Raw genomic sequence first — 14,526 nt, 5'->3', positions numbered from 1 at the left:
ACCGGGGTCCTCTGTCAACCGGCCCTCCTCGCGTCAGCGTCGTCAGCAGCGTCGGCATCGTCGGCAGCGTCGGCATCGATCGCCGTGGAAGAGCGCGGGGCGCGGAACCTGGGCGCCCGCGCCGCCGCGAGGCAGCCGAGGGCGATGATGCTCAGCGCCGCCCTGACGACGTGCCAGGTGTTCCATCTGTCGCGGACCTGGGCCCAGTCCGCCGGGATGCGGCCCGGCCATTCATGGATCATCTGACCGTTGATGGGCACGTTGACCACGAGCGTCGCGGCGATCGCCCCGAGCAGGCACAGCAGCGCCACGGCGGTCGCCGCGACCCGGCGAGGGCGGCGCCTCCACAGCATCGTCAGCAGCGTCGCGGTCGCGGCGATGGCCACCAGCGCGACGGCCGTCATCGGCAGCGCGAAGGTCTGGTGCGTCGGCCGGGCGACCGCGGCGTACACCGCGGCGGGTTGGCCGAGCATGGCCCGAGCGGTGAGCACACCCCCGGCCATGATGCCTGCCATCAGCCCGGTCGCCGTCAGCGCGGCGGACCACACGACGCGCGTCATCGCGCCTCCCTGCCGGACAAGGACGGCCAGGCGGCCCGCCGGTCGGCCTGCCGATCGGCCCGCTGGTCGCGATCCGCGCGCCCCCGTTGTCTCCGGGCGGCCACGCGGCGTCCCCAGCGGGTCCTCCCCCACGGCTTGTAGATCGACAGGACGGTCGCCGCGGCCAGCAGGGCGAAGGCGGTGAGATTTCCCGCGATCAGCAGGCCCCTGGCGACGTCGGGGCCGTGGCCGCCGGAAGCCGCGGCCGGTCCCGCCGCGGCGGCCAGGGCCTGGCCGGTCCAGCCGTGCAGGAAGAAGAAGCCGTTGGCCATTGTCAGCACGACCAGGGCCAGCTTGGCGACCACCCACTGGTACCTGACGACGCCCCACGTGCTGAGCAGCCCGCCGGCGATGCCGGTGACGAGGCTGAGCAGCCCCGCCGGAATGACGATCACGTCGTCGATGACCGTCATCATCAGGTAGCCGCCCCGGGTGACGGCCGGGTCCTGGGTGTACCGGAGCGTGATCCCCAGGACGATCATGACGACGGCGACGCCCAGCCAGCCGACCGAGGCGCCGACGTGGACGACGAGCACCGCCTTGCGCAACCGGGGCCTGCGCGGCGGCCACCCGGTCGGGCCGCGGCTCGTCGGATGTGCGCGGGAACCATGGGCAACACGTTCATCGGACATGGACGCCAGCGTTCCCCCGCCCGGCCGCCGCTGTCGTCGGCCTGCCGGCGCATCGTGGTCTGCGGGCCGCGCCGTAGGGGCCCTGCCACATCCGCCGTAGCCGGGTGACGGCCGGAACGTACGGCGCGTACGTCCGGACGTTGATGACGGCCGGCCGCCCGCTTCCTAGGCTGGCAGGCGTGAGATCATCCCGAGCCCGGCTGTGGGACGGCGCGGTGGCGGCCGTCGCCGTGCCGCTGTTCGTCCTGGGAAGCGTGGAGGCGTCCCGTACCAGGGTGCCGCCCTTCCGCGCGCTCGACGCGCTCGCCTACACGCTGCTGGTCGTGGCCGGCCTGGCGCTGGCGGCCCGGTCGCGCCATCCGGCGGCGGTCCTGGCCGTCACCCTCGCCTGCGGTGCGGGGATGCTCGCGCGGCACCACGCCTACGGGCCGATCTTCCTCGCGCTGTACGTCGCCCTCGCCACCGTCGTGGTCCGCCACGGCCTGCGGCGCGGGCTGCTGGCGGCGGGCGTCTCAGGAACCGTGCTGCTGGTCGCGGACATGATCGGCTGGGGTCGCGCGTGGGTCGTCGAGGACGCCGGCGCCTGGATCGCCTGGAACGCCTCGATGCTGCTTCCCTTCGTGGCCGGCGCGGTGATCCGTCTGGACCGGGACCGGCGGGCCGGGGCGGCGCGGGCCGAGGAGGAGCGGCGGCTGCGGCGTGTCCAGGACGAGCGCCTGGCGATCGCCCGGGAGGTCCACGACGTGCTCGGGCACAGCCTCAGCGTGATCAGCATGCGCGCCGGCGTCGCGCTCCACGTCGCCCGCCGTCGCCCTGACGAGGTGCTGGACGCGCTGGAGGCGATCAGGAAGACCAGCAAGGACGCGCTGGACGAGTTGCGCGCGACCCTCGACCTCGTCAGGGACCGCGGCGCCGCCCCCGGCCCCGAACACGTCGCCGACCTGGTGGCGTCGATCAGGGCCGCCGGGCAGCCGGTCGAGCTGGCCGTCGCCGGCGATCCGGCCCGCCTCCACCACGCGACGGGGCGGACCGTCTACCGGGTCGTGCAGGAGGCCCTCACCAACGTGGTACGGCACGCGGGCCCGGCCACGGCGACCGTGACGATCGACTATGGTGCCGACGACGTCAAGGTCTCGGTGACCGACGACGGTGCCGGGCACGTGCGGCACACCCCCGGCAACGGGATCACGGGCATGCGCGAACGGGTGGCGGCGCTGCGCGGCACGCTCACCGCGGGCCCCCGGCCGGAGGGCGGTTTCGCCGTGCGCGCGCGGCTGCCGGTGACGAGAGGGGACGACCGTGATCCGGGTGCTGATCGCCGATGACCAGCCGCTCATCCGGATCGGCCTGAGGGTGCTGATCGAGACCGAGGACGATCTGGAGGTGGCCGGAGAGGCCGCCGACGGGGAGCGGGCTCTGGAACTGACCCGGCGGCTGCGCCCCGACGTGGTGCTCATGGACATCCGGATGCCCGGCGCCGACGGCCTGGCCACGCTCCGGGACATCCTGGCCGACCCCACGCTGGCCGGGACACATGTGATCATGCTGACCACGTTCGAGATCGACGAGTACATCTTCGCGGCGCTGCGCGAGGGGGCCGGCGGTTTCCTGGTCAAGGACGCCGACCCGGAAGAGGTGCTCAGGGCGATCCGGGTGGTGGCCGACGGCGGCTCGCTGCTGTCGCCCTCGGTGACGCGCCGGGTGATCGGCGCGTTCGCCTCCCGCCGGGCGCCGGTGGCGCCGAATCGGCGGCTGGACGAGCTGACCGAGCGCGAGCGCGAGATCGTGGGGCTGGTCGGCGAGGGGCTGTCCAACGACGAGATCGCCGCGCGCCTGGTGGTCAGCCCGGCGACGGTCCGCACCCACGTGGGAAGGGCCATGGTCAAGCTCGACGCCCGCGACCGCGCGCAACTCGTGGTGATCGCCTACCAGTCGGGTCTCGTCCGCTGACCGGCCCGCACGCCCGAGGGCAGGAATCGTCATCGCTGGACTCCGTCCAGGCCGCTCACGGCGCACGGCCTGACCCACGGATCGGATCCCGGCCCACCCTCTCCGGCGGGCCGGAACACCACCTCGCCTAGCCGCGCGACGAGCTCTCCAGAGCCTCTCGGAGCCTCGTCGCCGCCTTCTCGGCGGCGGGTCTGGTGAGATCGGGATCGAACCGGCCGTAGAAGCCGCTGTGTTCCAGCGCGATCATGGCGTCGCCGACCTTGATGATCACGATGTCCACGGCCATCACCGGGCCCTGGTCCGTGGCCGGGTTCTCCGCCCGATACCTGATCCCGTACGCGCTGTCGCCGAGCCTGCCGACCGGCAGCTTGGTGATCGTCTTCTTCATGTTCTTGGTGCCGGCTCTGACCTGGCCGCAGTCACGGACCATGACCTTGGCCGCCCGCTCCAGTGTGGAGAGCTGCGCGCGAGTCCCGCTCACGATGAACTCCCTGACCCCCTCGGGGACGCCGTCCCGCATCAGCCAGGTCGCGGCCTTGCTCCGCGAGAACGGAGCCAACCCCTTGATCGCCTTGGCGCACGCCTTCGTATGGGCGGTCTCGGCGTCCAGGAACTCCCTGTTCCGGATCTTGTTGTGGACGAATTCGGCGCCGAGGTCCTCCGGCAGGAGCAGGGCGGTCTTGAGTTCAGTCGGGGACACAGGCCCGGTGAGGCCTTCGGCCAGCGCGGGCGGGGACATGAGAAGCAGGCCGCCTAACAGGCCGGCGGCCGCCGTCGAACGTTTGATGATCACCTGGCGCACTCTAGGCGATCCCGGCGAACGAGAGCACCACGAAAAACGGAACCGCCCCCTACCTGTCGCGTCAGGTAAGGGGCGGTTCTTGGCTGTGGAGCTAAGGAGACTCGAACTCCTGACCCCCTCCATGCCATGGAGGTGCGCTACCAACTGCGCTATAGCCCCTGGTCACCGCTCCGAGTTCTCTCGTTGCGGCGCTCGGAGAGCATATAACCTTCTCTCCCGTTTCGCATAATCGAACGTTCGGGCCGAGTTCACCCGCCGTCAGGGGACGCCGGGCGCCCCCTGACGGTCACGACGCCGCTTCGGGGATGTCGTCGCTGTTGATCGGCTCGGGCAGGGTGCCCGCGTTGTGCTCGAGCAGGCGCCATCCCTTGCGCCCCTCCTCCAGCACCGACCACGAGCAGTTGCCGAGCCCGCCGAGCGCCGACCACAGCTCCTGGGGCAGCCCCAGCAGGTGGGCGATGCCGAGCCGCAGCGCCGCGCCGTGGGAGGCGACGACCAGCAGCCCGCCGTCGCCGAGCCTGCCCGTCCACCTGCGCAGCGCGGCCCCGACCCGATCGGCCACCTCGGACACGGGCTCGCCGTCAGGCGCTTCCCACGAGGCGTACTCGACCGGCCATCCGGCGGCGATCTCGTCGCGGGTCAGGCCCTCCCACGCGCCGCCGCCGCGCTCGCGGAAGTCCTTGTCGACCGAGACGTCCAGACCGACCAGCCGGCCCAGGGCGAGCGCCGTGTCGTTGGCGCGCCGCAGGTCGGAAGAGACGATCATGGTGGGTCGCAGCGACGCCAGCAGCGAGGCCGCCCTCGCCGCCTGGGCGAGGCCCGTCTCGTCGAGCGGGATGTCGGTGTGCCCCTGGAAGCGGTGCTCCACGTTCCACAGGGTCTGGCCGTGACGCAGGCAGACGATCCGCTTGCTCACGTACGGGCCCTCTGGGCGGCGGTGTTGGTGACGCTCTCCGGCAGCGCGATGGAGGGGCAGTCCTTCCAGAGGCGCTCGAGCGCGTAGAAGGTGCGGTCCTCTTCATGCTGTACGTGGACGACGATGTCGACGAAGTCGAGGAGCACCCAGCGCCCCTCCCGCTCGCCCTCGCGGCGGACCGGCTTGGCATCGCATTCGATGCGGAGTCTGTCCTCGATCTCGTCGACGATGGCGCGCACCTGGCGGTCGTTGGTGGCGGAGCAGAGCACGAAGGCGTCGGTGATGACGAGTTGCTCGCTCACGTCATAGGCGAGAATGTCATCGGCCAGCTTGTCGGCGGCGGCCTCGGCCGCGACCCTGACCAGCTGAACGGATCTTTCGGTTGCTGTCACGATGCGGGTCTGTCCTCCTGTGTGACTACGTGTATAGCCCACGCTTACCCTGATAGTATCCCCGGCTTTAGCCGGACATAGCTTCTCGCCCGCAGGCCGTACATGTCGGCTCATGTCCCACCGATGCCCGAGCGAGCGGCACACGCCTCCGCTGCCCCGCCGGGGACGCCCATGCGGGTCCGGCTCTCCTCGTGCGGCTAGACCGTGTGGTAGAGCCCGCGCTTGCCGATGTACTGCACGATCCCGTCGGGCACGAGGTACCAGATCGGCTCGCCCTTCGAGACCCGGTACCTGCACTCGGAGGAGGAGATCGCCAGCGCGGGGATCTCGGCCAGGCTTACCTTCCCCTCCGGCAGCCCCGGGTCGCGCAGCGTGTGGCCCGGCCGGGTGCAGCCGACGAAGTGCGCCAGCTCGAACAGCTCGGAGGCGTCCTGCCAGTCGAGGATCGCGGCCAGCGCGTCGGCGCCGGTGATGAAGAACAGCTCGGACTCGGGGCCGTAGATCCGCTTGACGTCGCGCAGGGTGTCGATGGTGAACGTCGGTCCCGGCCGGTCCACGTCCACCCTGCTGACCGAGAAACGCGGGTTCGACGCCGTCGCGATGACCGTCATCAAGTACCGGTCCTCGGCCGCCGACACCTCCCTCTCCGCCTTCTGGTACGGCCGGCCGGTCGGCACGAAGACGACCTCGTCGAGCTCGAAGTGGTGGGCGACCTCGCTCGCGGCGACCAGGTGACCGTGGTGGATCGGGTCAAAGGTTCCACCCATCACCCCCACGCGTCGCTTTCCCTGGACACTGGGCGCGTTCATCATGGAACGGACCTTACGCGGATGCCATATCCCGCCATTCAGCACCCCCCTTTCCGAGAAACGCGCATCACACCCGCCGCCGACGTAGCATGCCGGACATGACGACCACCCCGGATCGCAACCGCGTGCAACTGCCCGGCATCTCGTCCCGTGCCTACGAACACCCCGCAGACAGGTCCGCTCTGGTCGCTCTGCGCAAGCTCAGTGGGTTCGACACGGTTCTCAAGCAGATGTCCGGGCTGATCAGCGAGCGCCGGCTGCGCCTGATGTACCTCGCCTCCGCCGTACGGGTGAGCGAGACCCAGTTCCGCTCCCTGTACGACATGGGCCGCGACGCGGCCTACATCCTCGACCTGCACCGGGTTCCGGAGATCTACGTCCAGCAGGACCCGCAGGTCCAGGCCAAGGCGATCGGCTTCGACGACCCGTTCATCGTGGTGACGACGGGTCTGCTGAACCTCATGAACGAGGAGGAGCAGCGTTTCGTCATCGGCCACGAGACCGCCCACATCCTGTCGGGCCACGCCGTCTACCGGACGATGCTCGACATCCTCACCCGCCTGGCCACCCGCGTGGCCTGGATCCCGCTCGGCTACATCGGCCTGCGCGCGATCGTGGCGGGCCTCGAGGAGTGGTACCGCAAGTCGGAGCTGTCGGCCGACCGCGGCGGCCTGCTCAGCGGGCAGGACCCCGAGGCGGCCAAGCGGGCGCTGATGAAGCTCGCGGGCGGCGCCTACACCCACGAGATGAACATCGAGGCCTTCCTGGCCCAGTACCAGGAGTACGACACCGCGGGTGACCTGCGCGACGGCTTCCTCAAGGTGCTCAACCTGCTCGGCACCACGCACCCGTTCGCGGTGGTCCGCGTCGCCGAGCTCGACAAGTGGCAGCGCAGCGGCGAGTACGAGCGCATCGTCGGCGGCACCTATCCGCGCCGCGAGGACGACGCCAGCGCCCGTGTCACCGACGAGGTCAAGGCAGCCGCCGAGTCCTACCGCCGCTCCTGGTCGGAGTCCCAGGACCCGTTCATCGGCGTCCTGCGCGACGTCGCCGAGGGCGCGGTCAACGCGGGCGAGCGCATCTTCAACCGCTTCTCCCGCCGCGACAACTGACCCGGCCCACCGGCAAGGTCTGGAAGTGCCGCCTTCCAGACCTTTGTCATGCGCCCGTCAGAGCAGTCGTTTCCCCGTCAGAGCGGTCATGTACCGGTCAGAGCGATCATGTGCCCGTCAGAGCAGGAGGGCGATCGCGCGGACGGCGGCGGCGCACACCGCGACGAAGCCGCCCAGCACCGCCAGCGCGCGCAGGCCCTCCTTGCGCAGCTCGGGCAGGCCGGCACCGGCCCGCTCGACCTCCCTGCCGGTGATCGCCCCGCACAGCACGCCGAACACCACGCCCGCCGCCGTCACCGGCGCCGGCTGCTGCCACCAGTCGGGCCCCAGCTCGCCGCCCGCCACCATCCACAGCACCCCGCCGGCGGCCGCCGCGACGGGCAGCCCCGGCCAGCCCGCCGAGGTGACCAGCGAGAAGACGAGCGCGAACGGGAACAGCAGCACCCGCAGCGACACCCGCACCCGTTTCGAGGTGCGGTTCCTGACCAGCCAGTGGCTGGTCCACACCGTGCGCACCAGCACGACGAACGCCCCGGTGATCGCCACACCGGCGATCGGCCAGATCACGGTCGTCACCACGCAGGGCACCGCCAGCACCGCCAGCAGCAGCAGTGCCGCGTTCCCCGCGGGCAGCGTGGTGGGGGCCGGCTCCGCCTGCGCCGCCGCGGCCCGCCGGACCCGTGCCGCCCTGGCCTGCGCGCGGGCCGCCGCCTTGCCGTCGTCGCGCGCCCGGCCCCGTGCCAGGCCCGGCATCCGGCTGCGGACGAGCTTCGGCTCCTCCGCCGCCCGCCCGCGCCCCGCCTTGGGCTCGTCGGCGGCCCTCCCGCGGGCGGCCTTGGCGTCGTCGGTCACGCGCGCCCTGCCCGCCTTGCCCTCCTCGGCGAACCGGGACCGAACGGCCTTGCCGTCCTCACCGGCCCTCGTCCTGGCCGCCTTGGCGTCGTCCTGGACTCGCGCCCGGACCGGCTTGCCATCCTCCTGAACCCGTGGTCTGACCGGCTTACCGTCCTCCTGAACCCGTGGCCTGGCCGCCTTGGCGTCGTCCTGGGCCCGCGCCCGGACCGGCTTGCCATCCTCCTGGGCCCGCGCCCGGACCGGCTTGCCGTCGTCGGGGGCCGGCCGCGGTCTGGCGACCTTGCCGTCCTCGCCGGTCCTGGGCCTGATCCCCTTGGCGTCATCGGCCGCCCGCGGCTTGACGACCTTGGGCTCCTCGGCCTTGCTCCTGGCGGGCTTGACCTCCTCGTCGGCGCGTGCCCGCGCCGTCCTGGCCGCGTCGGCGGCCCTGCCTCTGAGCGCTTTCACGTCCTCGTCGGCGGCGACGGTCGCCCTGGCGAGCCTGGCCAGCCGGTCGGCCAGCAGCGCGGCGGTCGGCCGCTTGCCCGGCTCCCTGTTGAGCGCCGCCCGCACCAGCGGCAGCAGCCCGGCCGGCACCCCCTTGAGGTCGGCCTGCCCGTTGAGCACGGCGTACATCTGCGCCTCGACCGTGCCCCGCCCGAACGTCGGCCGCCCCGTCGCGGCGAAGGCGACCGTCGCCGCCCACGCGTGGACGTCGGCGGGCTCGCCCACGTGCTCGTCGGCGAACAGCTCCGGAGCCGCGTAGCCCGGCGTGCCGAGGAAGGTGCCGGTCATCGTCAGCCTGGTGGCGTCGATCACCTGGGCGATGCCGAAGTCGATCAGCACCGGCCCCTCGGCGCCCATGAGGATGTTGGCGGGCTTGAGGTCGCGGTGGATGACACCCGCGGCGTGCACGATCGCCAGCGCCGCCGCCACGCCCTGCGCCACCTCCACCAGGTCGGCGCCGCGCAGCGGGCCGCTGCGCCGTACCCGGTCGAGCAGGTTGTCGCCCTCGATGTGCTCCATCACCAGGTACGGCCTGGCGCAGTCGAGATCGGCGTCGAGCACCCTGGCGACGTAGGGGCTCTCGACCCTGCGCAACGCGCGTACCTCGCGCTCCAGACGGATACGCGAGGCGGAATCCTCGATCAGGTCGTGCAGCACCTTGAGGGCGACGCGCTCTCCCTTGCGGGTGCTGGCCAGGTACACCTCGCCCATGCCGCCCCGGCCGAGCCGTTCGAGCAAGGTGTATGGCCCGACCTTGCCGAGCTTGCTCACGCTCCCTCCCCGCTCGGCGCGCCCATAAGGGACACAACCCTAGCGGTGTGACGCCTGTTTACGATCGCGGCGCGCCGGTCATCGGTGGGAAGTGTCGGACAGCATGGCGTCGAGCCCCGTCGTGGGCTCCTCGGCGAGCTTCTTACGGCCTTTCCTGCGCCAGTTGATGTGTCCGCGGCTCTCCATCCACAGCAGCAACCGGTCGGCGGCGAACAGCACCACAACCGCGAAAATGATCGCTATCACCAAAGCCATGGGGGCCAGTCAAGCCGCCATCGCCGCCGCGTGCCAACTCGGACACGCGGCTCAGCCGCAACTCGGCGGAATGACCGTACCCTTTGACGTGCGAAGATGCCCTTCGCCGGTGTAGACCCATTTGGTCGAGGTCAGCTCAGGAAGACCCATCGGTCCGCGCGCGTGCAGCTTCTGGGTGGAGATCCCGATCTCCGCGCCGAACCCGAACTCGCCCCCGTCGGTGAACCTCGTGGAGGCGTTGACCGCGACGGCGGCGGAGTCGACCAGCTGGACGAACCTGCGGGCGGCGCGCTGCGAGCGCGTGACGATCGCGTCGGTGTGGCCCGAGCCGTACTTCCTGATGTGGGCGACCGCCGCCTCCAGAGAGTCGACGACGGCGGCGGCGATGTCGAGCGACAGGTACTCGGTGAGGTAGTCGTCCTCGGTCGCCGGGACCACCTCGCCGAAGGCGGCCACGCGCGCGTCGCCGTGGACGGTGACGCCCGCCTCGGCCAGCGCCGCCAGCGCCTTGGGCAGGAAGCGGTCGGCCGCGTCGGCGTGGACGAGGAGGGTCTCGGCCGCGTTGCACACCGACGGACGCTGCGCCTTGGCGTTGACCAGGATCTCCACGGCCAGATCGAGGTCGGCGTCGGCGTCGACGTAGACGTGGCAGTTGCCCACGCCGGTCTCGATCACCGGAACCGTCGACTCCTCGACCACGGAGTTGATCAGCGAGGCGCCGCCCCGCGGGATCAGCACGTCGACCAGGCCACGGGCCCTCATCAGTTCCTTGACCGAGTCGCGGGTCAGACCGGGCACGAGCTGGACGGCTCCGGCGGGCACCTCGGTCGCCTCCAGCGCCGCCTGCATGACCTTCACCAGCGCGGTGTTGGAGGAGTAGGCGCTGGACGAGCCGCGCAGCAGGACCGCGTTGCCGCTCTTGAGGCACAGCGCCGCGCCGTCGACGGTGACGTTGGGACGGCCCTCGTAGATGATGCCGATCACGCCCAGCGGCACCCTGAGCTGGCGCAGCTCCAGGCCGTTGGGCAGGGTGCCGCCCCGCACGACCTCACCCACCGGGTCGGGCAGCTCGGCGATGTCACGGACGGCCTGCGCGATGGCCTCGACCCTGGCCTCGTCGAGCCGGAGCCGGTCGATCATCGCCTCGGAGGTGCCGGCCTCCCTGGCCTTGGCCACGTCGGCGGCGTTGGCCTCGATGATCTCCGCACGGTGCTCGACCAGGGCGTCGGCGATGGCGCGCAGGGCCCTGTCCTTGGCCGCCCGCGGCAGCGGGGCCAGCTCGGCGGCGGCCTCTCGCGCCGCGTGGGCAACCTTCAGGAACTCCTCGGACATCGCGCCCTACCTCTCGAGCTAGCTGTGGGCTTCCAGTATGACGATGTCGTCTCGGTGGATGAGCTCGCGTTCATATTCCGGACCGAGACGGCTGGCCAGCTCCTTCGTCGAGCGCCCGAGCAGCCCGGGGATCTCCCCCGCGTCGAAGTTGACCAGCCCGCGCGCCACCACCCGGCCGCGCGGACCGCACAGGTCGACGGGGTCGCCCGCGGCGAAGTCGCCCTCCACCGACACGACGCCCGCGGGCAGCAGCGACTTGCGCCGGGTGACGACCGCCTCGACCGCGCCTTCGTCGAGCGTCAGCCGCCCGCGTCCGGTGGTCGCGTGGGCCAGCCACAGCAGCCTGGTGCCGGGGTGGCGCCCGCCGGGGTGGAAGAAGGTGCCGACATCGGCTCCGGCCAGCGCCTGCGCGGCGTGCGCCGCGGCGGTGAGCACCACGGGCACGCCCGCGCCGGTCGCGATGCGCGCGGCCTGCACCTTGGTCACCATGCCGCCGGTGCCGACGGCCGCGCCGTTCTTGCCCAGTTCGACGCCGACCAGGTCCTCAGGGCCGCGCACCTCGGCCAGCCGGGTGGAACCGGGCCGCGAGGGCGGCCCGTCGTAGAGCGCGTCGACGTCCGACAGCAGCACCAGCCCGTCGGCGCGGATGAGGTGCGCCACCAGCGCCGCCAGCCGGTCGTTGTCGCCGAAGCGGATCTCGTCGGTGGCCACCGTGTCGTTCTCGTTGACGACCGGCATGATGCCGAGCTCCAGCAGCCGGTTGAGCGTGCGCTGGGCGTTGGCGTGGTGCGAGCGGCGCATCATGTCGTCGGCCGTCAGCAGCACCTGGCCGACGCGCAGGCCGTACCGGGCGAAGGAGGAGGTGTAGCGGGCGACCAGCACGCCCTGGCCGACGGAGGCGGCGGCCTGCTGGGTGGCCAGGTCGCGGGGTCGCGCGGACAGCCCCAGCGGGCCGAGGCCCGCCGCGATCGCGCCGGAGGAGACCAGCACGATCTGCGTGCCGGCACGGCGGCGCGCCGACAGCACGTCGACCAGCGCGTCGACCCGGTCGACGTCGATCACGCCCTGAGGGGTGGTGAGCGAGGAGGATCCGACCTTGACGACGACCCTCGACGCTGAGCTGATCTGTTCCCGCACGTCCCGCACCCTATCCGAGGCCCGCTGCCGCGCCCGGGACTCCCCCGGGCCGTGCGGACACCTTACCGATCTACGCGATCATCTCGTCAGCCGAGCCTGTTGTCGGTGCCCCGCGGCCCCACGTGGACGGACTCGGCGTTGAGCGTCGGCTGCCAGTCGAAGATGTAGCCGTCCTCCATGGACCCGATGACGACCTCGGCGCCCGCGACCGCCCCGGCCTTGACCAGCTGCTCCTCGACGCCCAGCCGCTCCAGCCGGTCGGCCAGGTAGCCCACGGCCTCGTCGTTGGTGAAGTCGGTCTGCCGGATCCACCGCTCCGGCTTCTCGCCGGTGACCTGGAAGACGTTGTCGTTGACCTTGCGGACGGCGAAGCCCGCCACGCCGAGCTGCCTGGGCCGCAGCACCAGCCGCGTCGGCTCCTCGACCGGCTTGTTGGCGCGGGCCGCGGCCACCCACTCGCCCATCGCGAAGGTGAACTCGCGCAGCCCCTCGTGCGTGGCCGCCGAGACCGTGAACACCTTCAGGCCGCGCGCCTCCAGGTCGGCGCGCACGATGTCGGCCAGCTCGCGGGCGTCGGGCACGTCCGCCTTGTTCAGCACGACCATCCTGGGCCGGTCCTCGAGCTGGCCGTAGGCGTGCAGCTCGGCCTCGATCACCTCGTAGTCGGTGATCGGGTCGCGACCCGGCTCCATGGTGGCGCAGTCGATCACGTGCACGAGCATGTCGCACCGCTCGACGTGGCGCAGGAACTCGTGGCCGAGCCCCTTGCCCTGCGAAGCGCCGGGGATGAGCCCCGGCACGTCGGCCACCGTGAACACGGTGTCCCCCGCCGTGACCACGCCGAGGTTGGGGATCAGGGTCGTGAACGGGTAGTCGGCGATCTTCGGCCGGGCCGCGCTCAGCGCCGCGATCAGCGACGACTTGCCGGCGCTGGGAAAGCCCACCAGCGCCACGTCGGCGACGCTCTTGAGCTCCAGCACCACGTCGAGCGCGTCACCCGGCTCGCCGAGCAGCGCGAACCCCGGCGCCTTGCGCCTGGCCGTCGCCAGGGCGGCGTTGCCGAGGCCGCCGTGCCCGCCCTGGGCGATCACGTAGCGGGTACCGGCGCCCACCAGGTCCACCAGCACCTCGCCGGTCCTGGCGTCCTTGACCACGGTCCCGTTGGGCACCGGCAGGACGACGTCGCCGCCGTTGGCGCCCTCCCTGTTGCTGCCCTGCCCCTGCCTGCCGTTGTCGGCCTTGCGGTGCGGGCGGCGGTGGTAGTCGAGCAGCGTGGCGGTGTTGGGGTCGACCTCGAGAACGACATCGCCGCCCCGCCCGCCGTTGCCGCCGTCGGGCCCGCCGAGCGGCTTGAACTTCTCCCGGTGGACAGAGGCGCAGCCGTTCCCGCCGTCGCCGGCCTTGATGTGCAGGACCACCTGGTCCACGAAGTCCGCCACTACCCGTCTCTCCATCCTCTACGTTTCATCTGGTACGGCAAGCCGGCGCAAGCCCACCCTCGGCGCGGGGCCGGCGTCCCTCCAGGGAGACGCTCCTCCAGCGCGGGGCCGGCCGTCGCGACGCGGCCCGCCTGGCCCGGCCCGCTCGCCTGCCGTACCGGAGACCCTCAGGGCCCCGAGAACGCGAACAAGGGGTGGACCATGACGATCCACCCCTTGCTACAACGTTCGTCGGCGGCGGATTACTCCGCGACCGGGACGATGCTCACGGCGCGACGGCCGCGCTTGACGCCGAACTGCACGTGGCCGGCGGCCAGCGCGAACAGCGTGTCGTCGCCACCACGGCCGACGTTGTCGCCGGGGTGGAAGTGGGTGCCGCGCTGGCGGACGATGATCTCGCCCGCGTTGACCAGCTGGCCACCGAAGCGCTTGACGCCCAGGCGCTGGGCGTTGGAGTCACGGCCGTTCCGGGTGGACGACGCGCCCTTCTTGTGTGCCATCTCTCAAACTCCCGATCAGGCCTGGTTGATACCGGTGATCTTCACCTGGGTGTACCGCTGGCGGTGACCCTGGCGCTTCTTGTAACCGGTCTTGTTCTTGTACTTGAGGATGCGGATCTTGGGGCCCTTGGTCTCGCCGAGGATCTCGGCGCTGACCGTGAACTTGCCCGCCTCCGTGGTCACGTCGCCATCGTTGACGACGAGCACCGTCGGCAGCGAAACCGAAGAACCGACCTCGCCGGCGACCTTGTCCACCTCGAGGACGTCACCGACGGAGACCTTCTGCTGCCTGCCGCCGCAACGAACGATCGCGTACACCGCGGAACCCTTCTGCTGACTCTCTGAATGCTGCGCCCGGCATTCGATCACTGTCTGGAACCGACGAACCGAGTGGGCGCGCGAACAGGGCGCGTCACTGGACGCACCGATTGACTAGGTTACCGGATTACCGGCCCCCGGTCGAACCGGCTGGGTCGTCGGACAAACCGGCCATGCCCGCTGGCGTTCCGCCCGCCGAAAGGGACGCTCACGCCGTAGTG

16 protein-coding genes and 1 tRNA gene are annotated in these 14,526 nt (G+C 71.5%); 3 read left to right on the top strand and 14 right to left on the bottom strand.

The annotated features are described in order from the left end of the window. Positions 1 to 14: 14 nt before the first annotated feature. Together ABZX22_RS32405 and ABZX22_RS32400 are read right to left on the bottom strand one after the other, a co-directional pair. The gene (locus ABZX22_RS32405; protein WP_354916418.1) at positions 15 to 560 is read right to left on the bottom strand and encodes a DUF1772 domain-containing protein; all 546 of its coding nucleotides are present in this window, start codon (positions 558 to 560) and stop codon (positions 15 to 17) included. Continuing rightward, positions 557 to 1,231, bottom strand: coding sequence for a hypothetical protein (locus ABZX22_RS32400; protein ID WP_354916416.1), 675 nt, complete (start codon positions 1,229 to 1,231; stop codon positions 557 to 559). Before ABZX22_RS32400 ends, ABZX22_RS32405 begins: the two co-directional genes overlap by 4 nt. Before the next feature lie 179 nt (positions 1,232 to 1,410). Here ABZX22_RS32400 and ABZX22_RS32395 point away from each other — a divergent pair, with 179 nt between their 5' ends. Continuing rightward, positions 1,411 to 2,556 (top strand): sensor histidine kinase, encoded by a 1,146-nt coding sequence (locus tag ABZX22_RS32395; RefSeq protein ID WP_354916413.1) that lies wholly within the window; start codon positions 1,411 to 1,413, stop codon positions 2,554 to 2,556. Further along, positions 2,531 to 3,181: a response regulator transcription factor gene (locus tag ABZX22_RS32390; protein WP_354916410.1), complete on the top strand. Its 651-nt coding sequence runs from the start codon at positions 2,531 to 2,533 to the stop codon at positions 3,179 to 3,181. The genes ABZX22_RS32395 and ABZX22_RS32390 overlap by 26 nt, the downstream gene beginning before the upstream one ends. 127 nt (positions 3,182 to 3,308) lie before the next feature. On the opposite strand, the gene ABZX22_RS32385 is transcribed toward ABZX22_RS32390, so the two are convergent. The 5 genes from ABZX22_RS32385 to nadD form a co-directional block, all read right to left on the bottom strand. Beyond that, positions 3,309 to 3,974 (bottom strand): hypothetical protein, encoded by a 666-nt coding sequence (locus tag ABZX22_RS32385; RefSeq protein ID WP_354916407.1) that lies wholly within the window; start codon positions 3,972 to 3,974, stop codon positions 3,309 to 3,311. A 95-nt stretch (positions 3,975 to 4,069) separates the two neighbouring features. Beyond that, positions 4,070 to 4,142 (bottom strand) — tRNA-Ala (locus ABZX22_RS32380). A 127-nt stretch (positions 4,143 to 4,269) separates the two neighbouring features. After that, positions 4,270 to 4,899: a histidine phosphatase family protein gene (locus tag ABZX22_RS32375; RefSeq protein ID WP_354916405.1), complete on the bottom strand. Its 630-nt coding sequence runs from the start codon at positions 4,897 to 4,899 to the stop codon at positions 4,270 to 4,272. Continuing rightward, positions 4,896 to 5,291: a ribosome silencing factor gene (gene rsfS, locus ABZX22_RS32370; protein ID WP_354916402.1), complete on the bottom strand. Its 396-nt coding sequence runs from the start codon at positions 5,289 to 5,291 to the stop codon at positions 4,896 to 4,898. The genes ABZX22_RS32375 and rsfS overlap by 4 nt, the downstream gene beginning before the upstream one ends. Positions 5,292 to 5,488: 197 nt before the next feature. Further along, positions 5,489 to 6,103 (bottom strand): nicotinate-nucleotide adenylyltransferase, encoded by a 615-nt coding sequence (gene nadD / locus ABZX22_RS32365; protein ID WP_354916400.1) that lies wholly within the window; start codon positions 6,101 to 6,103, stop codon positions 5,489 to 5,491. 86 nt (positions 6,104 to 6,189) lie between these two features. Here nadD and ABZX22_RS32360 point away from each other — a divergent pair, with 86 nt between their 5' ends. Then, complete coding sequence (locus tag ABZX22_RS32360; RefSeq protein ID WP_354916397.1) at positions 6,190 to 7,212, top strand: M48 family metallopeptidase; 1,023 nt, start codon at positions 6,190 to 6,192, stop codon at positions 7,210 to 7,212. Positions 7,213 to 7,329: 117 nt separating this feature from the next. Here ABZX22_RS32360 and ABZX22_RS32355 read toward each other — a convergent pair whose 3' ends face one another. From ABZX22_RS32355 to rplU, 7 genes are all read right to left on the bottom strand, one after another. After that, positions 7,330 to 9,324: a protein kinase gene (locus ABZX22_RS32355; protein WP_354916394.1), complete on the bottom strand. Its 1,995-nt coding sequence runs from the start codon at positions 9,322 to 9,324 to the stop codon at positions 7,330 to 7,332. 78 nt (positions 9,325 to 9,402) lie between these two features. Then, positions 9,403 to 9,579, bottom strand: a complete 177-nt coding sequence (locus tag ABZX22_RS32350) for a hypothetical protein (RefSeq protein WP_354916391.1) — start codon at positions 9,577 to 9,579, stop codon at positions 9,403 to 9,405. 51 nt (positions 9,580 to 9,630) lie between these two features. Next, positions 9,631 to 10,911, bottom strand: a complete 1,281-nt coding sequence (locus ABZX22_RS32345; RefSeq protein ID WP_354916388.1) for a glutamate-5-semialdehyde dehydrogenase — start codon at positions 10,909 to 10,911, stop codon at positions 9,631 to 9,633. A gap of 18 nt (positions 10,912 to 10,929) precedes the next feature. Then, positions 10,930 to 12,057, bottom strand: a complete 1,128-nt coding sequence (gene proB / locus ABZX22_RS32340; protein WP_354916385.1) for a glutamate 5-kinase — start codon at positions 12,055 to 12,057, stop codon at positions 10,930 to 10,932. 77 nt (positions 12,058 to 12,134) lie between these two features. Continuing rightward, on the bottom strand, positions 12,135 to 13,487 hold the full coding sequence (gene obgE, locus ABZX22_RS32335; protein WP_354916382.1) for a GTPase ObgE: 1,353 nt from the start codon (positions 13,485 to 13,487) through the stop codon (positions 12,135 to 12,137). Positions 13,488 to 13,729: 242 nt separating this feature from the next. Next, the gene (rpmA, locus tag ABZX22_RS32330; protein ID WP_012893687.1) at positions 13,730 to 13,987 is read right to left on the bottom strand and encodes a 50S ribosomal protein L27; all 258 of its coding nucleotides are present in this window, start codon (positions 13,985 to 13,987) and stop codon (positions 13,730 to 13,732) included. Between the two features lie 15 nt (positions 13,988 to 14,002). After that, positions 14,003 to 14,305: a 50S ribosomal protein L21 gene (gene rplU / locus ABZX22_RS32325; RefSeq protein ID WP_184973140.1), complete on the bottom strand. Its 303-nt coding sequence runs from the start codon at positions 14,303 to 14,305 to the stop codon at positions 14,003 to 14,005. Positions 14,306 to 14,526 lie beyond the last annotated feature (221 nt).

The sequence above is a fragment of the Nonomuraea sp. NPDC003804 genome, from assembly GCF_040610675.1.
In the GTDB taxonomy this organism is placed as follows: Bacteria; Actinomycetota; Actinomycetes; order Streptosporangiales; family Streptosporangiaceae; genus Nonomuraea.
Note: the sequence above shows the minus strand (reverse complement) of the source record. Positions and strands in the feature narration are given on the sequence as shown.